Genomic DNA, 23,170 nt, shown 5'->3' with positions numbered 1-23,170 from the left:
CCCACGAGGCGGCCCGGGCCACCGGCGTACGCCGCGCACCCCGCCCGTACGGCTCCGGGAACGGCCGCCCCCGGAGCCGTACCGGCACCTCCTCCGGAGCCGCCGGGACCCCGCCCCCGGGGGCCGCGTGCCCGCCCGCCGTGTCGGTCGGCGCCAGTAGGGTGGGCGCATGGCCGACCCCACCAGCTACCGCCCCGCGCCGGGGCAGATTCCCGACACGCCGGGCGTCTACAAGTTCCGGGACGAGCACCGGCGGGTGATCTACGTCGGGAAGGCGAAGTCGCTGAAGCAGCGGCTGGCGAACTACTTCCAGCCGCTCGCGAGCCTGCACCCGCGGACCGCCACCATGGTGACCACGGCCGCCTCCGTGGAGTGGACGGTCGTCTCGACCGAGGTCGAGGCGCTCCAGCTGGAGTACTCCTGGATCAAGGAGTACGACCCCCGGTTCAACGTGAAGTACCGGGACGACAAGAGCTACCCCTACCTCGCGGTCACGCTGAACGAGGAGTTCCCGCGCGTCCAGGTCATGCGTGGCCAGAAGAAGAAGGGCGTGCGCTACTTCGGGCCGTACGCGCACGCGTGGGCGATCCGCGAGACCGTCGACCTGATGCTGCGGGTCTTCCCGGTCCGCACCTGCTCGGCGGGCGTGTTCCGCAACGCCGCCTCCGCCGGCCGGCCCTGCCTGCTCGGCTACATCGGCAAGTGCTCGGCCCCCTGCGTCGGCCGGGTCACCCCGCAGGAGCACCGCGAACTGGCCGAGGATTTCTGCGACTTCATGGCCGGCCGCACCGGCACGTACATCCGCCGTCTGGAGAAGCTGATGACGGTGGCGGCCGAGGACATGGAGTACGAGAAGGCCGCCCGGCTCCGCGACGACATAGAGGCGCTGCGGCGCGCCATGGAGAAGAGCGCCGTCGTCCTCGCCGACGCCACCGACGCCGACCTCATCGCCCTCGCCGAGGACGAGCTGGAGGCCGCCGTCCAGATCTTCCACGTCCGCGGCGGACGCGTCCGTGGCCAGCGCGGCTGGGTCACCGACAAGGTCGAGGCCGTCGACACCGCCGGGCTCGTCGAGCACGCCCTCCAGCAGCTGTACGGAGAGGAGAGCGGCGAGGCCGTCCCCAAGGAGGTCCTGGTCCCGGCCCTGCCGGACGACGCCGGAGCCGTCACCGAGTGGCTCACCGGCCGCCGCGGCTCCCAGGTCTCCCTGCGGATCCCGCAGCGCGGAGACAAGAAGGACCTGATGGCGACCGTCGCCCGCAACGCCCAGCAGGCCCTCGTGCTGCACAAGACCAAGCGCGCCAGCGACCTCACCACCCGCTCCCGGGCCCTGGAGGAGATCGCCGAGGCCCTGGACCTGGAGTCGGCGCCGCTGCGCATCGAGTGCTTCGACATCTCCCACCTCCAGGGCGAGGACGTCGTCGCCTCCATGGTCGTCTTCGAGGACGGTCTGCCCCGCAAGAGCGAGTACCGCCGCTTCCAGATCAAGAGCTTCGAGGGCCAGGACGACGTCCGCTCCATGCACGAGGTGATCGGCCGCCGCTTCCGGCGCTACCTCGCCGAGAAGGAGAAGACGGGGGAGTGGGGCGAGGACGGCGAGGTCCCCGTGGACGAGGCCGGTGACGACGGCCGCCCCAAGCGCTTCGCCTACCCGCCGCAGCTCGTCGTCGTCGACGGCGGGCAGCCGCAGGTCGCCGCCGCCCGCCGGGCCCTGGACGAGCTCGGCATCGACGACGTCGCCGTCTGCGGCCTCGCCAAGCGCCTGGAGGAGGTCTGGCTGCCCGGCGAGGACGACCCGGTCGTGCTGCCCCGCTCCAGCGAGGGCCTCTACCTGCTCCAGCGGGTCCGTGACACGGCTCACGATTTCGCCATCCGCTACCAGCGGTCCAAGCGGACCAAACGGCTCCGGAGCAGCCCGCTGGACGCCGTCCCCGGCCTCGGCGACACGCGCAAACAGGCCCTGATCAAGCATTTCGGCTCGGTCAAGCGGCTGAAGCAGGCGACAATCGAGCAGATCTGTGAGGTCCCCGGCTTCGGCCGGAAGACCGCGGAGGCGGTCGCCGTGGCCCTGGCCCGGGCGGCCCCCGCCGCACCCGCCGTGAACACGGCCACAGGAGAGATCATGGAAGACGACGGGGGCACCACCGCATGACCGACCGCCACCCCGGCGACGGGCACCACACGCACGACGGGCACCACCGAGAAGACGGAGCAGGACACGTGAGTACGGGCACGAAGGAGACCGCGGGCGACAACGGCGCCGAGGCGGCCATCCCCGAGCTGGTGATCATCTCCGGCATGTCCGGAGCCGGCCGTTCCACCGCGGCGAAGTGTCTGGAGGACCTGGGCTGGTTCGTCGTCGACAACCTGCCGCCCGCGCTGATCCCCACCATGGTGGAGCTCGGCGCCCGCTCCCAGGGCAACGTCGCCCGGATCGCGGTCGTCGTCGACGTCCGCGGCCGGCAGTTCTTCGACGCCCTGCGGGAGTCCCTCGCCGACCTCGACGCCAAGCAGGTCACCCGCCGGATCGTCTTCCTGGAGTCCTCCGACGAGGCCCTGGTCCGCCGCTTCGAGTCGGTCCGCCGCCCCCACCCCCTCCAGGGCGACGGCCGCATCGTCGACGGCATCGCCGCCGAGCGCGACCTGCTGCGCGAGCTGCGCGGCGACGCCGACCTGGTCATCGACACCTCCAGCCTCAACGTCCACGAACTGCGCGCCAAGATGGACGCCCAGTTCGCCGGCGACGAGGAGCCCGAGCTGCGGGCCACCGTCATGTCCTTCGGCTTCAAGTACGGCCTGCCGGTCGACGCCGACCTCGTCGTCGACATGCGCTTCCTGCCCAACCCGCACTGGGTCCCCGAGCTGCGCCCGTACACCGGCCTCAACGAGGAGGTGGCGAACTACGTCTACAACCAGCCCGGCGCCAAGGAGTTCCTGGACCGCTACACCGAGCTGCTCCAGCTGATCGCCGCCGGCTACCGCCGCGAGGGCAAGCGGTACGTGACCATCGCCGTCGGCTGCACCGGCGGCAAGCACCGCTCCGTCGCCACCGCCGAGAAGCTCGCCGCCCGCATCGCCGCCGAGGGCGTGGAGACGGTGGTCGTCCACCGCGACATGGGGCGCGAGTGAAGCCGTACCGTCGGCGCTCCTCCTCCACCCTCTCGGTGCGGCGGACGCTCCGCAGGCGCGGCGCCCAGCCGAAGGTCGTCGCCCTCGGCGGCGGCATGGGCCTCTCCGCCTCCCTCGCCGCCCTGCGGCGGATCACCGGCGACCTGACGGCCGTCGTCACCGTCGCCGACGACGGGGGCTCCAGCGGCCGGCTCCGCGAGGAGCTGGGCGTGCTGCCCCCGGGCGACCTCCGCAAGGCGCTCGCCGCGCTCTGCGGCGACGACGACTGGGGCCAGACCTGGGCACGGGTCATCCAGCACCGGTTCCGGTCCAAGGGCGAGATGGGCGGCCACGCCGTCGGCAACCTGCTGATCGTCGCCCTCTGGGAGCAGCTGGGCGGCGACCCCGTGCAGGCCCTCGACCTGGTCGGCCGGCTGCTCGGCGCCCAGGGCCGGGTGCTGCCCATGTCCGCGGTGCCGCTGGAGCTCCAGGCCCTGGTCAGGGGGCACGACCCGGAGCGCCCGGACGACGTGGACACCGTGTGCGGGCAGGCCACCGTGGCGCTCACCCCGGGCGAGGTGCAGTCCGTCCACCTGGTGCCGAACGACCCGCCGGCCGTGCCGGAGGCCGTCGCGGCGGTCCTCGACGCGGACTGGGTCGTCCTCGGTCCCGGCTCCTGGTTCTCCTCGGTGATCCCGCACCTGCTGGTGCCCGAACTGCTCGACGCGCTGGTCGAGACGAAGGCCCGCAAGGTGCTCTCGCTGAACCTCGCGCCCCAGCCCGGAGAAACAGAGGGCTTCTCCCCGCAGCGTCATTTGGAGGTTTTGGGACGACACGCCCCTAAACTCGCCCTGGACGTGGTGCTGGCCGACGAGGCCGCCGTGCCCGACGTGTCAGCCAGGGAACCCCTCGTCGACGCCGCCAAGCGGCTCGGCGCCGCGCTCGAGCTGGCGCCGGTGGCCCGTGCCGACGGCTCTCCGAAGCATGACCCGGAGCGCTTGGCCGCCGCGTACGACCGTATTTTTCGGATGCATGGAAGGATCGGCCCATGGCGATGACGGCAGCGGTGAAGGACGAGATCTCCCGGCTTCCCGTCACCCGGACCTGCTGCAGGAAGTCGGAGGTCTCGTCGATCCTGCGGTTCGCGGGCGGTCTGCACCTGGTGAGCGGGCGCATCGTGATCGAGGCGGAACTCGACACGGCGATGGCGGCCCGGCGGCTCAAGCGGGACATCCTGGAGATCTTCGGGCACAGCTCGGAACTGATCGTGATGGCCCCCGGCGGGCTGCGGCGCGGCTCCCGCTTCGTGGTGCGCGTGGTGGCGGGCGGCGACCAGCTGGCCCGCCAGACGGGTCTGGTCGACGGCCGGGGCCGCCCCATCCGGGGCCTCCCGCCGCAGGTGGTGTCCGGCGCCACCTGTGACGCCGAGGCGGCCTGGCGGGGTGCCTTCCTCGCCCACGGCTCGCTGACCGAGCCCGGCCGCTCCTCCTCCCTGGAGGTCACCTGCCCCGGTCCGGAGGCCGCGCTCGCCCTGGTCGGCGCCGCCCGCCGGCTCTCCATCGCGGCCAAGGCCCGCGAGGTCCGGGGGGTGGACCGGGTCGTGGTCCGCGACGGCGACGCCATCGGCGCCCTGCTGACCCGGCTCGGCGCGCACGAGTCGGTGCTGGCCTGGGAGGAGCGGCGGATGCGCCGCGAGGTCCGCGCCACCGCCAACCGGCTGGCCAACTTCGACGACGCCAACCTGCGCCGCTCGGCCCGCGCGGCCGTCGCCGCCGGGGCCCGGGTGCAGCGCGCCCTGGAGATCCTGGCGGACGAGGTGCCCGAGCACCTCGCGGCGGCCGGCCGGCTGCGCATGGAGCACAAGCAGGCGTCCCTGGAGGAGCTGGGCGCGCTCGCCGACCCGCCGCTCACCAAGGACGCGGTGGCCGGCCGGATCCGCCGGCTGCTCGCCATGGCCGACAAGCGGGCGCAGGACCTGGGCGTCCCCGGCACCGAGTCGAACCTGACGGAGGAGCTGGACGAGAGCCTGGTCGGCTGAGCCCGGCACCCGCTCCGCGCGGCCCCCGCCCCCTCCCGGGGCGGGGGCCGTTCCCGTATGCCGGGAGGAAGCTCGAACTCCGCAGCGCGGAAACGTTTCTGAGCGATCGACAACCTCCTTACGGGCAAGGGTCGTTGCGGCGAGGCGCCCTTGACAGTCCCATGAGCGCCCATGAGCCTGGCAACCGTTCTTCCTCGTGACGGATCACACCAAGGGGGGCTCATGAGACGAAGGGCGCGGGCGGTCATCGCCGCGGCTTCACTGCTGATCGCCGGGCTCGCGGCGGCACCCGCCGCCGGGGCGCGGCCGGCGGACCCGGAGGGCGGCGACACCCTCTCCGTATGGCGGGCCACGGTCACCGAGGAGCAGGTGCCGCTCCTCCTCGACGCCGGGGCCGACGGTCACGAACTGACCGAGCGGGTGCCCGAGGACGGCACCGCCACCGTCGAGCTCTACCTGACCGAGGCGCAGGCCGGCGCGCTGCGGGGCCAGGGCGTCACGATCGCCGCGCACGACCCGGGCCCGGCCGCCGCGAAGCGCTCGGCCGCCGCCGGCGACGGCGTCTTCCGCCCGTACGGCGGCCCCGGCGGCCTCAAGGAGGAGATCCTCTCCACCGCCGCCGGCCACCCCGGCCTCACCAAGGTCGTCTCCCTCGGCAAGACCCTCAAGGGCCAGGACATCCTCGCCGTCAAGGTCGGCAAGGACGCCCGGAAGACCAGGGACGGCAGCAAGCCCGCCACCCTGTACGTCTCCAACCAGCACGCCCGCGAGTGGATCACCCCGGAGATGACCAGGCGGCTGCTCCACCACTACCTCGACAACTACGGCACCGACGAGCGGATCACCCGGATCGTCGACTCCAGCGAGCTGTGGTTCGTGCTCTCGGCCAACCCCGACGGGTACGACTTCACCCACGCCGACCCCGCCAACCGCCAGTGGCGCAAGAACCTCCGCGACAACGACGGCGACGGCGTCGTCGGGGCCGGCGACGGCGTCGACCTCAACCGCAACTTCGCCTACAAGTGGGGCTACGACGACGAGGGTTCCTCCCCCGACCCGGCCGACGAGACCTTCCGCGGCAAGGGCCCCATGTCCGAGCCGGAGACCCGGGCCCTGGACGCCTTCCAGAAGCGCATCGGCTTCTCCTACGGCGTCAACTACCACTCCGCCGCCCAGCTGCTGCTCTACGGCGTGGGCTGGCAGGTCGCCACCGACACCCCCGACGACGTCGCGCTCAAGGCGCTCGCCGGCACCCCCGAGAAGTCCGCGGTCCCCGGCTACCGGCCGCAGGTCTCCTCCGAGCTGTACATCACCAACGGCGAGGCCGACGGACACGCCGCCAACGTCAACGGCATGCAGATGTTCACCCCGGAGATGTCCACCTGCGCCACCGCCTCCCGGGTCGACCCGAACGACGCCTGGGAGGTCGCCGACTGCGCCTCCGTCTTCACCTTCCCCGACGACGAGAAGCTGATCCAGGCCGAGTTCGCCAAGAACATCCCCTTCGCGCTCGCCGTCGCCGAGTCCGCCGCCCGCCCGGACGACCCGGTCTCCCCGGTCGGCGCCCCGGCCCCGGCCCTCACCCCCGACACCTTCTCCACCTCCTACGCCGCCGCCGGCGAGGAGCAGCCGGTCGCCGTCACCGCCCGGAAGTCGCTGCGCGCCAAGACCCTCCACTACCGGATCAACGGCGGCCGCACCCACCGCGCCGGAGTCGAGGCGTGGGACGGCGGCGAGACCTACGGCGGCGAGGACAACCTGTACTACGACCAGTACCGCGGCGAGGTCAGGGGCGCCCGGCCCGGCGACTCCGTCGAGGTCTGGTTCACCGCCCGGGGCCGCGACGGCAGGTCCACCGCCACCGCCCCCTTCACCTACCGGGTGGCCGAGCGCGCCCGCGGGGACGTCCTCGTCCTCGCCGAGGAGGGCGGTACGGGCGCCGCCCCGAACGCCGCCGCCTACGTGCGGGCGCTCGCCGCGACCGGCCGGAAGGCGGCCGTCTGGGACGTCGCCACCCAGGGCGTCCCGCACGCCCTCGGCACCCTCTCCCACTTCGGCGCCGTCGTCTGGTACACCGGCGCGGAGCGCCCCTCCGGGGCCGTCCAGCTCGCCGTCCGCTCCTACCTCAACGAGGGCGGCAAGCTGCTCAACGCGGGCGAGAAGACCGGCGGACTCACCCGGATCGGCCGGGCCGAGTCCAACGACTTCGCCCAGTACTGGCTCGGCGCCTATCACCGGGCCGGGCTGAACGGCCCGGCCTCCTTCGCCGGCGCCGGCCGCCTCGCCGGTCCGCCCACCGGGCTCGGCGCCGCCGCCGGCAACCCGCTCGACAACGCCGGCGCCTACACCGTCACCTCCGACACCCTCGACCCGGAGAAGTTCCCCCAGTTCGCTTCCAGCGCCCCGGCCGGCGACTACCCCGGGCTGCGCACCCCCTTCGAACCGGCCGAGGGCAGCTCCTTCGCCGCCGTCCGGCACGCCGACGACACCTGGGCCCGGCTCTCCAGGACCGTCGACCTCACCGGCACCACCGCCGCCGACGCGCCCCGGCTCGACTTCCAGGTCAGCTACGACACCGAGCCCGGCTACGACAACCTCGTCGTCGAGGCCCGCACCGTCGGCCAGGACGACTGGACGACCCTGCCCGACCGCAACGGCGGCACCTCGGCCGAACCGCCCGCCGACTGCGGCGAGGGCTACTACCTGAGGCTCCACCCCGCCCTCGGCCACTACCTCACCCTCGGCGAGAACGGTTGCGCGCCGACCGGCACCACCGGCGCCTGGAACGCCTTCACCGGCCCCTCCAACGGCTGGCGGCAGGCCTCCGTCGACCTCGCCGCCTACGCGGGCAAGCGGGTCGAGCTCTCCCTCTCGTACGTCTCCGACCCCGGCACCGGCGAGACCGGCGCCTTCGTCGACGACGTCCGGCTGGTCACCGCGGCCGGCACCGAACGCGAGGGCTTCGAGAGCTCGCTGGGCGCCTGGACCGTGCCCGGCGCCCCGGCCGGCAGCCCCGGCAACGACGCCGACTGGGCCCGCGCGCCGGCCCTGTTCCACTCCGTCGCCGCCGTCACCACCCGTGACACCGTCCTCCTCGGCTTCGGCCTGGAGCACGTCGGCTCGGACGCCGAGCGGCAGCGGCTCCTCGACCGCGCCCTCACCGCGCTCCGCCGCTGACGGAGAGTAGTGGGGACAAAGGTCCCAAGACGGCCCGTACCCGTTGGTAGGTACGGGCCGTCGGCCGTTTTCCGGTCACTTTCCGGGCTCGAACGGCTGCGCTCGATGTCACCCGGGGGCGCCCGGAGAGGTAGGGTCGTAAGCGGTCGGGGACATCCCAAAAAAATCAAGATCTCGCCGGTGTGACATTTCACCCGGCGTTCTCATACGAGGAGATCGGTTCGTGACGATCCGCGTAGGCATCAACGGCTTTGGCCGTATCGGTCGCAACTACTTCCGCGCGCTTCTTGAGCAAGGTGCCGACATCGAGGTCGTGGCCGTCAACGACCTGGGCGACACCGCGACCACGGCCCACCTGTTGAAGTACGACACCATCCTGGGCCGCCTCAAGGCTGAGGTCTCCCACACCGCCGACACCATCACCGTCGACGGACACACCATCAAGGTGCTGTCCGAGCGCAACCCCTCCGACATCCCGTGGGGCGAGCTCGGCGTCGACATCGTCATCGAGTCCACCGGCATCTTCACCAAGCGCGAGGACGCCGCCAAGCACCTCGCCGGCGGTGCCAAGAAGGTCCTCATCTCGGCTCCGGCCAAGGACGAGGACATCACCATCGTGATGGGCGTCAACCAGGACAAGTACGACCCGGCGAACCACGACGTCATCTCCAACGCGTCGTGCACCACCAACTGTGTCGCCCCGATGGCCAAGGTCCTCGACGAGAACTTCGGCATCGTCCGCGGCCTCATGACGACGGTCCACGCGTACACCAACGACCAGCGCATCCTGGACTTCCCGCACAAGGACCTGCGCCGCGCCCGCGCCGCCGCGGAGAACATCATCCCGACCACGACCGGTGCCGCGAAGGCCACCGCCCTGGTCCTCCCGCAGCTCAAGGGCAAGCTGGACGGCATCGCCATGCGCGTCCCGGTCCCCACCGGCTCCGCCACCGACCTGGTCGTCACCCTGGACCGCGAGGTCACCAAGGACGAGGTCAACGCCGCGTTCAAGAAGGCGGCCGAGGACGGCCCGCTCAAGGGCATCCTCTTCTACACCGAGGACCCGATCGTCTCCTCGGACATCGTCAGCGACCCGGCGTCGTGCACCTTCGACTCCTCCCTGACCATGGTCCAGGACGGCAACTCGGTCAAGATCCTCGGCTGGTACGACAACGAGTGGGGATACTCCAACCGTCTCGTCGACCTGACCACCTTCGTCGGCGACCAGCTCTGAGGTACTAGGGTTCAGCAGGGCAGGCTTTCGATGTGAGCAGGGCTCGGGCAGCGCGACGAAGCGCTGCGCGGGCCCTGTCTCGTGTGCTCCACCGCGTACCAAGGAGTCAGTAACAGATGAAGACGATCGACGAGCTTCTCGGCGAGGGCGTCGAGGGCAAGCGGGTGTTCGTCCGCGCCGATCTCAACGTGCCGCTCGACGGCACCACCATCACCGACGACGGCCGCATCCGCGCCGTCGTCCCCACGGTCAAGGCGCTCGCCGACGCCGGCGCCCGTGTCGTGGTCGCCTCCCACCTGGGCCGCCCCAAGGGCGCCCCGGACCCGGCGTTCTCCCTCGCCCCGGCCGCCGCGCGCCTCGGCGAACTGCTCGGCACCGAGGTGGCCTTCGCCACCGACACCGTCGGCGAGTCCGCCCGGGCGACCGTCGCGGGCCTGGCCGACGGCCGGGTGGCCGTCATCGAGAACCTGCGCTTCAACGCCGGCGAGACCTCGAAGGACGACGCCGAGCGCGACGCCTTCGCCGGACAGCTGGCCGCCCTCGCCGACGTCTACGTCGGCGACGGCTTCGGCGCCGTGCACCGCAAGCACGCCTCGGTCTACGACCTCCCGGGCAAGCTCCCGCACGCCGCCGGCTACCTCATCACCACCGAGGTCGGCGTCCTGAAGAAGCTGACCGAGGACGTCCGGCGGCCGTACGCGGTCGTCCTCGGCGGCGCCAAGGTCTCCGACAAGCTCGGCGTGATCGACCACCTCCTGGAGAAGGCCGACCGCATCCTCGTCGGCGGCGGCATGGCCTACACCTTCCTCAAGGCGCAGGGCCACGAGGTCGGCATCTCCCTCCTCCAGGAGGACCAGATCCCGGCCGTCAAGGAGTACCTCGCGCGGGCCGCGGACAAGGGCGTGGAGTTCGTCCTCCCCGTCGACGTCCTGATCTCGACCGAGTTCCCGGACCTCAAGACCAAGGCCCCGGCCCACCCCACCACGGTCGCCGCGGACGCCATCCCGGCCGACCAGGAGGGCCTGGACATCGGTCCGGAGACCCGCAAGCTCTACGCCTCGAAGCTCGCCGACGCGGCCACCGTCTTCTGGAACGGGCCGATGGGCGTCTTCGAGCACCCCGACTACGCCGAGGGCACCCGGGCCGTCGCCCAGGCGCTCGTCGACTCGCCGGCCTTCTCCGTGGTCGGCGGTGGCGACTCCGCCGCCGCCGTCCGGATCCTGGGCTTCGACGAGAACGCTTTCGGCCACATCTCGACCGGTGGCGGCGCCTCCCTCGAATACCTCGAGGGCAAGCAGCTCCCCGGCCTCGTCGCACTGGAGGACTGACCTTCCCATGACCACCCGCACCCCGCTGATGGCGGGCAACTGGAAGATGAACCTCAACCACCTGGAGGCCATCGCCCACGTCCAGAAGCTCGCCTTCACCCTCACCGACAAGGACTACGACGCCGTCGACGTCGCCGTCCTCGTCCCCTTCACCGACCTCCGCTCGGTGCAGACCCTGATCGACGGCGACAAGCTGAAGATCAAGTACGGCGCCCAGGACCTGTCGGCCCACGAGTCCGGCGCGTACACCGGCGAGATCTCCGGCGCCATGCTCGCCAAGCTGAACACCGCCTTCGTCGCGGTCGGCCACTCCGAGCGCCGGCAGTACCACGCCGAGTCCGACGAGCTGTGCAACGCCAAGGTGAAGGCCGCCTTCGCCCACGGCATCACGCCGATCCTCTGCGTCGGCGAGGAGCTGGACGTGCGCGAGGCCGGCAACGCCGTCGCGCACACCCTCGCCCAGGTCGAGGGCGGCCTCAAGGACGTCCCGGCCGAGCAGGCCGAGACGATCGTGGTCGCCTACGAGCCCGTGTGGGCCATCGGCACCGGCAAGGTCTGCGGCGCCGGCGACGCCCAGGAGGTCTGCGGGGCGATCCGCGGCAAGCTCGCGGAGCTGTACTCGCAGGACGTCGCCGACAAGATCCGCATCCAGTACGGCGGCTCCGTCAAGGGCGGCAACGTCGCCGAGATCATGGCGCAGCCCGACATCGACGGCGCCCTGGTCGGCGGTGCCTCGCTGGACGCGGACGAGTTCGTCAAGATCGTCCGTTTCCGCGACCAGTGACGATGTAGAGCGGCGGAGGCGATCCGTCGTACCCTTGCGGGGGTCGGGCAGGTGCCCGGCCCCCGTCCCTTTTCCAAGCTCCGAGGAAGTTGGTCCCGCCGTGGTTATGGGGTTCTCGATCGCCCTGATCGTCTTCAGCGGCCTGCTGATGCTGCTGGTGCTGATGCACAAGGGGAAGGGCGGCGGCCTCTCCGACATGTTCGGTGGCGGCATGCAGTCCTCCGTCGGCGGCTCCTCGGTCGCCGAGCGCAACCTCGACCGGATCACGGTCGTGGTCGGACTGCTCTGGTTCGCCTGCATTGTGGTGCTTGGTCTGCTCATGAAGCTGGACGGGTAACTCCGCACACTGGACGCGCGTTGGGCCTTCCGTAGACTGGGGCATCTTCGAGCACCATCACGCAGGGAGTTACGACCGTGGCAAGTGGCAACGCGATCCGGGGAAGCCGGGTCGGAGCGGGGCCGATGGGGGAGGCCGAGCGGGGCGAGTCGGCGCCGCGCCTCCGCATCTCCTTCTGGTGCTCGAACGGGCACGAGACCCAGCCGAGTTTCGCGAGCGACGCGCAGGTCCCGGACACCTGGGACTGCCCGCGCTGCGGCTTCCCGGCCGGTCAGGACCGGGACAACCCACCGGACCCCCCGCGCACCGAGCCGTACAAGACGCACCTCGCCTACGTGCGGGAGCGCCGCAGCGACGCCGACGGCGAGGCCATCCTCGCCGAAGCGCTCGCCAAGCTCCGGGGCGAGATCTGAACACCGGACGAACAGCAGCCGAAGGGCCCCGTACGCGAACCAGCTTCGCGCACAGGGCCCTTCGTCGTGTCCGGGTCCGATGGCGCGGATCGCCCCGCGCGATCAATTAGGTTGGAGGAGCAGCGGGGCAGAAACGTGAGAGAAGAAGTGGGCGATGTCCGAAATGACCACTGAAGGACGCATCAGGCTCAACCGGCTGCCGGAGTGGGCGGCCCTCGGCAAGCACCGGGAGCAGCTGGGCGGCACCCATCTGCGCGAGCTGTTCGCGGCCGACCCGGAGCGAGGCACCCGCTACACCCTGCGGGTCGGCGACCTCCACCTGGACTACTCCAAGCAGCTCGTCACCGACGAGACGCTGGAGCTGCTGCGCGAGCTGGCCGCCGCCACCGACGTCGCCGGACTGCGCGACGCCATGTTCCGCGGCGAGAAGATCAACACCACCGAGGACCGGGCCGTCCTCCACACCGCGCTGCGCGCCCCCCGCGGGGCCGTGATCGAGGTCGACGGCGAGAACGTCGTCCCCGAGGTCCACGCCGTCCTCGACAAGATGGCCGGCTTCGCCGACCAGGTCCGCTCCGGTGCCTGGACCGGCCACACCGGCAGGCCGATCAGGAACATCGTCAACATCGGCATCGGCGGCTCCGACCTCGGCCCCGCCATGGCCTACGAGGCGCTGCGCGCCTACACCCAGCGGGACCTGACGTTCCGTTTCGTCTCCAACGTCGACGGCGCCGACCTCCACGAGGCCGTCCGCGACCTCGACCCGGCCGAGACCCTCTTCATCGTCGCCTCGAAGACCTTCACCACCATCGAGACGGTCACCAACGCCACCTCCGCCCGCGACTGGCTGCTCAGCGGTCTCGGGGCCGGCCAGGAGGCCGTCGCGAAGCACTTCGTGGCGCTGTCGACCAACGCCGAGCGGGTCGAGGAGTTCGGCATCGACACGGCGAACATGTTCGAGTTCTGGGACTGGGTCGGCGGCCGCTACTCGTACGACTCCGCCATCGGCCTGTCCCTGATGATCGCCATCGGGCCGGACCACTTCCGCGCCATGCTCGACGGCTTCCACCTCGTCGACGAGCACTTCCGCACCGCCCCGCCCGAGGAGAACGCGCCGCTCCTCCTCGGCCTCCTCGGCGTCTGGTACGGCGGCTTCTTCGACGCCCAGTCGCACGCCGTCCTGCCGTACTCCCACTACCTGTCCAAGTTCACCGCCTACCTCCAGCAGCTCGACATGGAGTCCAACGGCAAGTCCGTGGACCGCCAGGGCGAGCCGGTCGACTGGCAGACCGGCCCGGTCGTCTGGGGCACCCCCGGCACCAACGGGCAGCACGCCTACTACCAGTTGATCCACCAGGGCACCAAGCTCATCCCCGCCGACTTCATCGGCTTCGCCCGGCCCGTCGACGACCTGCTGCCCGGCCTGGTCCCCCAGCACGACCTGCTGATGGCCAACTTCTTCGCGCAGACCCAGGCCCTCGCCTTCGGCAAGACGCCCGAGGAGGTACGGGCCGAGGGCGTGCCGGAGGAGCTCGTCCCGCACAAGACCTTCCAGGGCAACCACCCCACCACCACCCTCCTCGCCGACGCCCTCACCCCCTCGGTGCTCGGCCAGCTGGTGGCGCTCTACGAGCACAAGGTCTTCGTCCAGGGCGCGGTCTGGAACATCGACTCCTTCGACCAGTGGGGCGTCGAGCTGGGCAAGGTCCTCGCCAAGCGGATCGAGCCCGCCCTGACCGGTGACGGCGACACCGACGGCCTCGACGGCTCCACCGCGGCCCTCGTCGCCGCCTACCGCGCCCTGCGCGGCAGGAGCTGACCGATGGCGGGGGAGAACGCGGTGCGGCTGCGGCCGCCCAGGAACGCGGTGGACCGCAGGGCCGTCGGCTGGTGGAGCGCCCAGTGCCTCCTCGCCGCCGGCCTCCCGGCCGCCGTCCTGGCCGTGCTGGGCCTGCTGATCGAACCGGCCCGGACCTGGCTGCTCGGCACGGCCGTCGTCCTGGTCGCGCTCGGGGTCGCCTGCACCGCGTTCTTCCCCGCCTGGTGGTTCCGGGTGCACCGCTGGGAGGTGACCGACGAGGCCGTGTACGTCCGCACCGGAGCCCTGTGGCAGGAGTGGCGGATCGCCCCCATGTCCCGGATCCAGACCGTGGACACCGTACGCGGCCCGCTGGAACAGCTCTTCGGCCTGGCCACCGTCACCGTCACCACCGCCTCCTCCAAGGGCGCGCTGCGGGTCGAGGGGCTCGACCACGAACTCGCCGCCGACCTCGCCGAACGGCTCACCGCGCTCACCCGGGCCACCCCCGGGGACGCCACGTGACCGCCGGGCCCGAGGGGGAGTGGCGGCGGCTCGACCCGCGCACCCTCCTCGTCACCGCCGCCGTGTTCTGCGGGGTCGCCGCCGGCGCCGGGGTGCCGATCGCCGCCGGACTGGCCGGCGGCCGGCCGCTGTGGCAGGCCGTGGCCTGGGTCCTCGCCGGCGCCGTCCTCCTCGTCGGCGGCGGCACCGCCGCCGACTGGGTCCGCTGCCGCCGCACCCGCTACCGCGTCGGCCCCGACCGGGTCGACCTCCACACCGGCCTGCTCCTCCTCAAGCGCCGCTCCCTGGCCCGCGACCGGATCCGCACCGTCGACCTCACGGCCAACCCGCTCCAGCGGGTCCCCGGCCTCGTCAAGGTCCGCATCGGCACCGGCGAGTCCACCGGCGGCGGCGAGTCCACCCTCGAACTCGAACTCGTCACCCGCGCCGAGGGCGAACGGCTCCGCCGCGAGCTCCTCGCCCGCCCCGCCGCCACCGGGGCCGATCCCGCCCACGACGGCACCCTCGCCGTCCTCGACCCCCGCTGGATCCGCTACGCCCCGGTCTCCTTCGTCGCCCCCGCCCTCGGCGGCGCCGCCGCGGGGGCCGTCCTGCAGGTCAGCGAGTGGTTCGGCGCCCAGGCCGAGGTCATCGACTGGATAGGGGACCGCTTCCAGGAGGTCTCGCTGCCCTGGATGATCGTCGATCTCCTCCTCCTCGCCACCGCCGCCGGCGCCGTCGGCGCCCTCGGCCTGTGGATCGAGATGTGGTGGAACCACCGGCTGGAGCGCGAGCCCGGCGGCACCCTCCGGGTCCGCAGGGGCCTGTTCACCGCCCGCTCGGTCACCCTGGAGGAGCGCCGGCTGCGCGGCGTCGAGCTCGTCGAACCCCTCGGCGTCCGGCTCCTCGGCGCCGCCCGGGTCGACGCCGTCGCCACCGGGCTCGCCGAGGACGACGACGAGAAGCACACCGACCTCAAGACGCTGCTGCCGGCCGCGCCCCGGGCCGTCGCCGACCGGGTCGCCGCCGAGGTCCTGCGCGAGACCGAGCCGCCCACCTCCGCCCCGCTCACCGCCCACCCCCGTGCCGCCCGCGCCCGCAGGCTCCGATGGGCGCTCGCCGCCGTCCTGCTCCCCGCCGCCGTCCTCGCCCTCCTGGGGGCGCTCCTCACGCCGGTGCTGCTGTACGTGGCGGCCGGCTGGACCGTCGTCCTCGCCCCGCTCGCCGTGCTCCTCGCCCGGGACGCGTACCGCTCCCTCGGGCACACCGTCAGCGGCGGCTATCTGGTGACCCGTTCGGGCTCCGTGCGCCGGGCCACCGTCGCCCTCCAGCGGACCGGGATCATCGGCTGGACGGTCAAGCAGTCGTACTTCCAGCGCCGCGCCGGGATCCTCACCCTCACCGCCACCACGGCCGCCGGAGAGGGCGCCTACGACGTCCTGGACGCGGGCGAGGACCAGGGCCTCGCCCTCGCCGACGAGGCCGTCCCGGGGCTGCTCACGCCCTTCCTGGTCCGCGCCGGAACGCCGGAGGCCCGGTCCACCGCGAGGTGAACCGGGCCTCCGTACGGGGGGATCAGGCCGAGGCCGGCGGATACAGGCTCCGCGGCAGCTCCGAGGCCGCCGCCGCGTCCATCAGCCACAGCGTGCGCGAGCGGCCGCGGGCGCCGGCCGCGGGGGCCTGCACCTCGCCCGCGCCGGACAGCGCGAGGGCCGCCGCCTTCGCCTTGTCCTCGCCCGCCGCGAGCAGCCAGACCTCCTTCGCCGCCCGGATCGCCGGGAGGGTCAGGGAGATCCGGGTGGGCGGCGGCTTGGGCGCGCCGTGCACGCCGACGACCGTCCGCTCGGTCTCCCGGACCGCGGGCAGCTCCGGGAAGAGCGAGGCCACGTGGGTGTCCGGGCCGACGCCCAGCATCAGCACGTCGAAGGCGGGCACGCCGGCGCGGTCCTCCGGGGCGGCCGCGGCGGCCAGTTCGGCCGCGTAGCCCGCCGCGGCGGCGTCCGCGTCGTCGCCGTACGGCCCGTCGGAGGCCGGCATGGCGTGCACCCGGGCCGGGTCCAGCGGGACCCGGTCGAGCAGCGCCGCGCGGGCCTGGGTGACGTTCCGCTCGGGGTCGCCCTCGGGCAGGAACCGCTCGTCGCCCCACCACAGGTCGAGCCGCGACCAGTCGATCGCGTCCCGGGCGGGGGCCGTGCCGAGCGCGGCGAGCAGCCCGTTGCCGTTGCGGCCGCCCGTCAGCACGACCGAGGCCGCGCCGCGGGAGGACTGCGCGTCCACGATCCGGGTGATCAGCCGGGCCGCGGCGGCCTCGGCCATCAGCTCCTTGTCCCGGTGGACCACCAGCTGCGGAGTGCTCACTTGGCCGCCGCCTTCTTCGCCGGGGCCTTCTTGGCGGGAGCCTTCTTCGCGGGCTCCCCGGCGGCCTCGGGAGCGGCCTCCGGCTCGGCGGCCGTGACGTCCGGGGCGGGCGCCTCCGGCGCGGGGGCGGTGATGGCCGCCTCCTCGTCGAGCCGCTCCAGGCCGAACCGCAGCGAGGCCGCGTAGGTGTCGTCCGGGTCGAGCCGGCGCAGCTCCTCGGCGATCAGCTCGGCCGTCTCGCGCCGCTTGAGCGCCACCGCGCGGTCCGGCTGCCCCTCTATGGAGAGGGTCGCGAGCGAGCCGTCGGGCCGGTCGAGCACGATCGGTCCGGCGCTGGTCTCCAGCCGTACGGAGGTGAGGCCGGGCCCCGCCGACTTCGAGCGCCGCACCGGCACCTTCAGCCGCTCGGCCAGCCACATCGCGAGCAGTTCGACGCTGGGGTTGAACTCCTCGCCCTCCACGTCGGCCGAGGTCACCTTGCAGTGGACCTGGTCGAGCGCGGCGGCCAGCATCGAGCGCCACGGGGTGATCCGGGTCCACGACAGGTCCGTGTCGCCGGGGGTGTAGGTGTCCGCGCGCGCGGTCAGCTCCTCGATGGGCTGCTCGGCGGCGTACGTGTCGGTCACCCGGCGCTGGGCGAGGGCGCCCAGCGGGTCGTTCGCCGGGTCGGTCGGCGCGTTCACCGGCCACCAGACGACGACGGGGGCGTCCGGGAGGAGCAGCGGCAGCACCACCGACTGGGCCTGGTCGACGACCTCGCCGTACAGCCGGAGGACCACCGTCTCGCCGGAACCGGCGTCGGCGCCGAGGCGGACCTCGGCGTCGAGCCGGGTGTTGGCGCGGTCCCGCGGCGAGCGCGAGACCCGCTTGATCACCACGAGGGTCCGCGAGGGGTGCTCGCGGGACGCCTCGTTGGCCGCCTTCAGCGCGTCGTAGGCGTTCTCCTCGTCGGTGACGATCACGAGGGTGAGCACCATGCCGACGGCCGGGGTGCCGATAGCCCGCCGCCCGAGCACCAGCGCCTTGTTGATCTTGGAGGACGTGGTGTCCGTCAGGTCGGTCTTCATGGCCGGCGCCAGCTCCTGCCGTCTCGTGCGAGCATCTCGTCCGCCTCGACGGGACCCCAGGTCCCGGACTCGTACTGGGCGGGCTTGCCGTGCTTGTCCCAGTACTGCTCGATCGGGTCGAGGATCTTCCAGGACAGCTCGACCTCCTCCACGCGCGGGAAGAGGTTGGAGTCGCCCAGCAGGACGTCCAGGATGAGCCGCTCGTACGCCTCGGGGCTGGACTCGGTGAAGGACTCGCCGTAGGCGAAGTCCATCGACACGTCCCGGATCTCCATCTGGGTGCCCGGCACCTTGGAACCGAAGCGGACGGTGACGCCCTCGTCCGGCTGGACCCGGATGACGATGGCGTTGCGGCCCAGCTCCTCCGTCGACGTGTGGTCGAAGGGGGAGTGCGGGGCGCGCTGGAAGACCACCGCGATCTCGGTGACCCGGCGGCCGAGGCGCTTGCCGGTGCGCAGGTAGAAGGGGACGCCCGCCCAGCGGCGGTTGTCGATCTCCAGCTTGACCGCCGCGTAGGTGTCGGTCTTCGACTGGGGGTCGATGCCCTCTTCCTGGAGGTAGCCGACGGCCTTGGCGCCGCCCTGCCAGCCGGCCGCGTACTGTCCGCGGACGGTGGTCTTCGCCAGGTCCTTGGGCAGCCGGACGGCGCCCAGCACCTTGGTCTTCTCGGCGGCGAGCGCGTCGGCGTCGAAGGAGGCGGGCTCCTCCATCGCGGTCAGCGCGAGCAGCTGGAGCAGGTGGTTCTGGATGACGTCACGGGCGGCGCCGATGCCGTCGTAGTAGCCGGCGCGGCCGCCGATGCCGATGTCCTCGGCCATGGTGATCTGCACGTGGTCGACGTACGACCGGTTCCAGATCGGCTCGAAGAGGGTGTTGGCGAAGCGGAGCGCCAGGATGTTCTGGACGGTCTCCTTGCCGAGGTAGTGGTCGATGCGGAAGACCGCCTCGGGCGGGAAGACCTCGTGGACGACCTCGTTGAGCTCCTTGGCGGAGGTCAGGTCGTGGCCGAAGGGCTTCTCGATGACGGCGCGGCGCCAGGAGCCGTTCTTCTGGTCGGCCAGGCCGTGCTTCTTCAGCTGCTGGACGACGAGCGGGAAGAACTTCGGCGGCACGGACAGGTAGAAGGCGAAGTTGCCCCCGGTGCCCTGCGCCTTGTCCAGCTCCTCGATGGTGTCCTTGAGCTGCTCGAACGCCTCGTCGCTGTCGAAGTCGCCCTGGACGAAGCGCATCCCCTGGATGAGCTGCTGCCAGACCTCCTCGCGGAAGGGGGTGCGGGCGTGCTGCTTGACCGCGTCGTGGACCTCCTGCGCGAAGTCCTCGTCCTGCCACTCCCGACGGGCGAAGCCGACGAGCGAGAAGCCCGGCGGCAGCAGGCCGCGGTTGGCCAGGTCGTAGACGGCGGGCATCAGCTTCTTACGGGACAAATCGCCCGTGACGCCGAAGATGACCAGGCCCGACGGCCCCGCGATGCGCGGGAGCCGTCGGTCTGCGGCGTCACGGAGCGGGTTGGCTCCGTGGACGGTGCTCAAAGTGGTCAGGCCTCCGAAGGGACGCGGCGCGCGAGCTCCGCCTCGGTCGAGCTGAGCAGGTCGTTCCAGGACGCCTCGAACTTCTCGACGCCCTCGTCCTCCAGGAGCTGGACCACGTCGTCGTAGCTGATGCCCAGCTTCTCGACGGCCGCCAGCTCGGCGCGGGACTGCTCGTACGTCCCGCGGATGGTGTCACCGGTGACCTCGCCGTGGTCGGCGGTGGCCTCCATGGTGGCCTCCGGCATGGTGTTCACCGTGCCGGGGGCGACCAGGTCCACGACGTACAGCGTGTCCTTGTACGCCGGGTCCTTGACGCCGGTCGAGGCCCACAGCGGACGCTGCTTGTTGGCCTGCGCCTTGTCCAGGGCGGCCCAGCGCTCGGAGGAGAAGACCTCCTCGTACGCCTCGTAGGCCAGCCGGGCGTTGGCCAGCGCGGCCTTGCCCTTGAGCGCCTCGGCCTCGTCGGTACCGATGCCGTCCAGGCGCTTGTCGATCTCCGTGTCCACGCGGGAGACGAAGAAGGAGGCCACCGAGTGGATCTCGGAGAGGTCGAGGCCGCGCTCGCGGGCCTTCTCCAGACCCGCCAGGTAGGCGTCCATGACCGCGCGGTAGCGCTCCAGCGAGAAGATCAGCGTCACGTTGACGCTGATGCCGAGGCCGATGACCTCGGTGATCGCCGGCAGGCCCGCCTTGGTGGCCGGGATCTTGATGAGGGTGTTGGGGCGGTCCACCAGCCAGGCCAGCTGCTTGGCCTCGGCGATGGTGGCGACCGTCTCGTGGGCCAGACGGGGGTCGACCTCGATCGACACCCGGCCGTCCTGGCCGTCGGTCGCGTCGAAGACCGGGCGCAGGATGTCGGCGGCGTCGCGGACGTCCGCCGTCGTGATCATGCGGATGGCCTCGTCCACGGTCACCTTGCGGGCGGCCAGGTCGGCGAGCTGCTGCTCGTAACCGTCACCCGAGGTGATCGCCTTCTGGAAGATCGACGGGTTGGTGGTGACACCGACCACGTGCGACTGGTCGATCAGCTCGGCCAGGTTGCCGGACGTGATGCGCTTGCGCGACAGGTCGTCCAGCCAGATCGCGACGCCTTCGTCGGAGAGGCGCTTGAGAGCGTCTGTCATGAGAGTTGCATCTCCAAAAGTCGTACGTATCCGCGTCAGCGCGCGGCGGCGGCGATCGATTCCCGGGCGGCGGCGGCCACGGCCTCCGGCGTGAAACCGAACTCACGGAAGAGGACCTTGGCGTCGGCCGAGGCACCGAAGTGCTCCAGCGAGACGATCCGGCCCGCGTCGCCGACGTACTTGTGCCACGTCAGGCCGACACCGGCCTCGACCGCGACGCGCGCCTTCACCGACGGCGGCAGGACGGAGTCCTTGTACGCCTGGTCCTGCTCCTCGAACCACTCCACGGACGGCATCGAGACGACCCGGGTCGGGACGCCCTCCGCCTGGAGCGCCTCACGGGCCTCGACGGCCAGGTGCACCTCGGAGCCGGTCGCGATGATCACGACCTGCGCGGTGCCGCCCTCGGCGTCGAACAGCACGTAGCCGCCCTTGGCCGCGTCCTCGTTCGGCGCGTAGGTCGGCACGCCCTGCCGGGTCAGCGCCAGACCGTGCGGCGCGCCCTTCAGGTACTCGCGGGTGTGCCGCTTCATGATCTCGCGCCAGGCGATCGCCGTCTCGTTGGCGTCGGCCGGGCGGACCACGTTCAGCCCCGGGATGGCGCGCAGCGAGGCCAGGTGCTCCACCGGCTGGTGGGTCGGGCCGTCCTCGCCGAGGCCGATCGAGTCGTGCGTCCACACGTAGGTGACCGGCACGTGCATCAGGGCCGACAGGCGCACCGCGTTGCGCATGTAGTCCGAGAAGACCAGGAAGGTGCCGCCGTAGATGCGGGTGTTGCCGTGCAGCGCGATGCCGTTCATCTCCGCGGCCATGGCGTGCTCGCGGATGCCGAAGTGGATCGTGCGGCCGTACGGGTGGGCCTCGGGCAGCGGGTTGCCCTCGGGGAGGAAGGACGACGCCTTGTCGATCGTCGTGTTGTTCGAGCCCGCGAGGTCGGCCGAGCCGCCCCACAGCTCGGGGACGACCTCGCCCAGCGCCTGGAGCACCTTGCCCGAGGCGGCACGGGTGGCGACGCTCTTGCCCGCCTCGAAGACCGGGAGCTTCTCCTCCCAGCCGGCCGGCAGCTCGTTCGCCTGGATCCGGTCGAACTCGGCGGCGCGCTCGGGGTTGGCCGCACGCCACTCGGCGAGCTGCTTCTCCCAGGCGGCGCGGGCCTCGGCGCCGCGGTCGCCCAGCGCGCGGGTGTGGCCGATGACCTCGTCGGTGACCTCGAAGGTCCGTTCCGGGTCGAAGCCCAGGACGCGCTTGGTGGCCGCGACCTCCTCGTCGCCGAGCGCCGAGCCGTGCGCGGCCTCGGTGTTCTGCGCGTTCGGCGCGGGCCAGGCGATGATCGAGCGCATCGCGATGAAGGACGGGCGCCCGGTCTCGGCCTCGGCCGCGCGGATCGCCGCGTACAGCCCGGCCGGGTCCAGGTCGCCGTTCTCCTGCGGCTCCACGCGCTGCACGTGCCAGCCGTACGCCTCGTACCGCTTCAGCGTGTCCTCGGAGACGGCGGTCTCGGTGTCGCCCTCGATCGAGATGTGGTTGTCGTCCCACAGCAGGATCAGATTGCCGAGCTTCTGGTGGCCCGCGAGCGAGGACGCCTCGGAGGAGATGCCCTCCTGGAGGCAGCCGTCACCGGCGATCACGTAGACGTTGTGGTCGAAGGGGGAGGTGCCGGGGGCCGCCTCCGGGTCGAAGAGACCGCGCTCGTAGCGGGCGGCCATCGCCATGCCCACCGCGTTCGCGACACCCTGGCCCAGCGGGCCGGTGGTGGTCTCGACGCCGGCCGTGTGGCCGTACTCCGGGTGACCCGGGGTCTTCGAGCCCCAGGTGCGGAACGCCTTGAGGTCGTCCAGCTCCAGACCGAAGCCACCCAGGTACAGCTGGGTGTACAGGGTCAGGGAGGAGTGGCCCGCGGAGAGCACGAACCGGTCGCGCCCGACCCACTGGGGGTCGGACGGGTCGTGGCGCATCACCTTCTGGAAGAGGGTGTACGCGGCCGGCGCGAGGCTCATCGCCGTACCGGGATGGCCGTTGCCGACCTTCTGTACGGCGTCCGCGGCCAGGATGCGGGCGGTGTCGACGGCCCGCTGGTCCAATTCGGTCCACTGGAGGTCTGTGGTGGTCGGCTTAGTGCTCACCCTGGGTCAGGGCTCCTCTCCACATGTCTGTAGCCGGTGACTGAGGGTGTACCGGCGTTGTCGAGCCTACCCCCGAAAAAGCCCCCTCTTTTCGTGTCCATGCCCCTCAAATGAGCGGACAGAGCAAGAGTGCCGGTGGCCGTGGCGCTTCGCCTCCCGAACGGCGCGCCGAAGGGTGTCCGTCCCTTGATACGGGGAGGGACGCGGGCCCGCCACGAGCGGCGGGGCGCGCCCGGGAGTGAGCCCCG

General features: G+C 72.0%; 18 protein-coding genes. 13 read left to right on the top strand and 5 right to left on the bottom strand.

The genetic code is table 11. The annotated features are described in order from the left end of the window. Positions 1–169 precede the first annotated feature (169 nt). The 13 genes from uvrC to IE321_RS11165 all read left to right on the top strand — a co-directional run bounded on the left by uvrC (position 170) and on the right by IE321_RS11165 (position 16,274). Positions 170–2,152 carry an excinuclease ABC subunit UvrC gene (gene uvrC / locus IE321_RS11225; protein WP_190222682.1) on the top strand — a complete coding sequence of 661 codons (1,983 nt, stop codon included), beginning with the start codon at positions 170–172 and terminating at the stop codon, positions 2,150–2,152. Then, on the top strand, positions 2,149–3,129 hold the full coding sequence (rapZ, locus tag IE321_RS11220) for an RNase adapter RapZ (protein WP_079021787.1): 981 nt from the start codon (positions 2,149–2,151) through the stop codon (positions 3,127–3,129). The genes uvrC and rapZ overlap by 4 nt, the downstream gene beginning before the upstream one ends. Further along, entirely contained in the window at positions 3,126–4,166 is a 1,041-nt protein-coding gene (locus IE321_RS11215; RefSeq protein WP_043219362.1) for a gluconeogenesis factor YvcK family protein, read from the top strand. The genes rapZ and IE321_RS11215 overlap by 4 nt, the downstream gene beginning before the upstream one ends. Then, positions 4,157–5,146, top strand: a complete 990-nt coding sequence (gene whiA / locus IE321_RS11210; RefSeq protein WP_043219364.1) for a DNA-binding protein WhiA — start codon at positions 4,157–4,159, stop codon at positions 5,144–5,146. Before IE321_RS11215 ends, whiA begins: the two co-directional genes overlap by 10 nt. A gap of 222 nt (positions 5,147–5,368) precedes the next feature. After that, complete coding sequence (locus IE321_RS11205) at positions 5,369–8,323, top strand: M14 family metallopeptidase (RefSeq protein ID WP_190222681.1); 2,955 nt, start codon at positions 5,369–5,371, stop codon at positions 8,321–8,323. Between the two features lie 223 nt (positions 8,324–8,546). Then, entirely contained in the window at positions 8,547–9,557 is a 1,011-nt protein-coding gene (gap, locus tag IE321_RS11200) for a type I glyceraldehyde-3-phosphate dehydrogenase (RefSeq protein ID WP_043219368.1), read from the top strand. A gap of 116 nt (positions 9,558–9,673) precedes the next feature. After that, the gene (locus IE321_RS11195; RefSeq protein WP_043219369.1) at positions 9,674–10,885 is read left to right on the top strand and encodes a phosphoglycerate kinase; all 1,212 of its coding nucleotides are present in this window, start codon (positions 9,674–9,676) and stop codon (positions 10,883–10,885) included. A gap of 7 nt (positions 10,886–10,892) precedes the next feature. Continuing rightward, a complete protein-coding gene (gene tpiA, locus IE321_RS11190) occupies positions 10,893–11,669 on the top strand; it encodes a triose-phosphate isomerase (protein ID WP_043219371.1) in 777 nt (258 codons plus the stop codon). A 106-nt stretch (positions 11,670–11,775) separates the two neighbouring features. Then, complete coding sequence (gene secG, locus IE321_RS11185) at positions 11,776–12,006, top strand: preprotein translocase subunit SecG (protein WP_017238647.1); 231 nt, start codon at positions 11,776–11,778, stop codon at positions 12,004–12,006. Positions 12,007–12,083: 77 nt separating this feature from the next. Beyond that, positions 12,084–12,419: an RNA polymerase-binding protein RbpA gene (locus tag IE321_RS11180; protein ID WP_003957010.1), complete on the top strand. Its 336-nt coding sequence runs from the start codon at positions 12,084–12,086 to the stop codon at positions 12,417–12,419. A gap of 154 nt (positions 12,420–12,573) precedes the next feature. After that, positions 12,574–14,238, top strand: coding sequence for a glucose-6-phosphate isomerase (gene pgi / locus IE321_RS11175; protein WP_372470228.1), 1,665 nt, complete (start codon positions 12,574–12,576; stop codon positions 14,236–14,238). A 3-nt stretch (positions 14,239–14,241) separates the two neighbouring features. Further along, positions 14,242–14,742 carry a PH domain-containing protein gene (locus IE321_RS11170; RefSeq protein ID WP_190222680.1) on the top strand — a complete coding sequence of 167 codons (501 nt, stop codon included), beginning with the start codon at positions 14,242–14,244 and terminating at the stop codon, positions 14,740–14,742. Continuing rightward, entirely contained in the window at positions 14,739–16,274 is a 1,536-nt protein-coding gene (locus IE321_RS11165; protein ID WP_190222679.1) for a PH domain-containing protein, read from the top strand. Before IE321_RS11170 ends, IE321_RS11165 begins: the two co-directional genes overlap by 4 nt. 22 nt (positions 16,275–16,296) lie before the next feature. Here the strand turns inward: IE321_RS11165 and pgl are convergent, their stop codons facing one another. From pgl to tkt, 5 genes are read right to left on the bottom strand one after another with little or no spacing between them, the layout of a single operon-like run. After that, complete coding sequence (gene pgl / locus IE321_RS11160) at positions 16,297–17,079, bottom strand: 6-phosphogluconolactonase (RefSeq protein ID WP_043219378.1); 783 nt, start codon at positions 17,077–17,079, stop codon at positions 16,297–16,299. Continuing rightward, the gene (gene opcA, locus IE321_RS11155) at positions 17,076–18,146 is read right to left on the bottom strand and encodes a glucose-6-phosphate dehydrogenase assembly protein OpcA (RefSeq protein ID WP_190222678.1); all 1,071 of its coding nucleotides are present in this window, start codon (positions 18,144–18,146) and stop codon (positions 17,076–17,078) included. Before opcA ends, pgl begins: the two co-directional genes overlap by 4 nt. Then, the gene (gene zwf / locus IE321_RS11150; RefSeq protein WP_190222677.1) at positions 18,143–19,675 is read right to left on the bottom strand and encodes a glucose-6-phosphate dehydrogenase; all 1,533 of its coding nucleotides are present in this window, start codon (positions 19,673–19,675) and stop codon (positions 18,143–18,145) included. The genes opcA and zwf overlap by 4 nt, the downstream gene beginning before the upstream one ends. Before the next feature lie 5 nt (positions 19,676–19,680). Continuing rightward, entirely contained in the window at positions 19,681–20,799 is a 1,119-nt protein-coding gene (tal, locus tag IE321_RS11145) for a transaldolase (RefSeq protein ID WP_190222676.1), read from the bottom strand. Between the two features lie 35 nt (positions 20,800–20,834). Then, positions 20,835–22,922, bottom strand: a complete 2,088-nt coding sequence (tkt, locus tag IE321_RS11140) for a transketolase (protein ID WP_190222675.1) — start codon at positions 22,920–22,922, stop codon at positions 20,835–20,837. Between the last annotated feature and the right edge of the window lie 248 nt (positions 22,923–23,170).

Source organism: Streptomyces hydrogenans, assembly GCF_014656075.1.
GTDB lineage: Bacteria > Actinomycetota > Actinomycetes > Streptomycetales > Streptomycetaceae > Streptomyces > Streptomyces hydrogenans.
The sequence above is the reverse complement of the archived record's forward strand: the minus strand, read 5'-3'. Positions and strand labels throughout refer to the sequence as shown.

Bases quoted from the DNA above. Each gene is read 5' to 3' on its own strand.
- uvrC (WP_190222682.1), top strand. From the start codon at position 170: ATGGCCGACCCCACCAGCTACCGCCCCGCGCCGGGGCAGATTCCCGAC.
- rapZ (WP_079021787.1), top strand. From the start codon at position 2,149: ATGACCGACCGCCACCCCGGCGACGGGCACCACACGCACGACGGGCAC.
- whiA (WP_043219364.1), top strand. From the start codon at position 4,157: ATGGCGATGACGGCAGCGGTGAAGGACGAGATCTCCCGGCTTCCCGTC.
- IE321_RS11205 (WP_190222681.1), top strand. From the start codon at position 5,369: ATGAGACGAAGGGCGCGGGCGGTCATCGCCGCGGCTTCACTGCTGATC.
- IE321_RS11195 (WP_043219369.1), top strand. From the start codon at position 9,674: ATGAAGACGATCGACGAGCTTCTCGGCGAGGGCGTCGAGGGCAAGCGG.
- tpiA (WP_043219371.1), top strand. From the start codon at position 10,893: ATGACCACCCGCACCCCGCTGATGGCGGGCAACTGGAAGATGAACCTC.
- secG (WP_017238647.1), top strand. From the start codon at position 11,776: ATGGGGTTCTCGATCGCCCTGATCGTCTTCAGCGGCCTGCTGATGCTG.
- pgi (WP_372470228.1), top strand. From the start codon at position 12,574: ATGTCCGAAATGACCACTGAAGGACGCATCAGGCTCAACCGGCTGCCG.
- IE321_RS11170 (WP_190222680.1), top strand. From the start codon at position 14,242: ATGGCGGGGGAGAACGCGGTGCGGCTGCGGCCGCCCAGGAACGCGGTG.
- opcA (WP_190222678.1), bottom strand. From the start codon at position 18,146: ATGAAGACCGACCTGACGGACACCACGTCCTCCAAGATCAACAAGGCG.
- tal (WP_190222676.1), bottom strand. From the start codon at position 20,799: ATGACAGACGCTCTCAAGCGCCTCTCCGACGAAGGCGTCGCGATCTGG.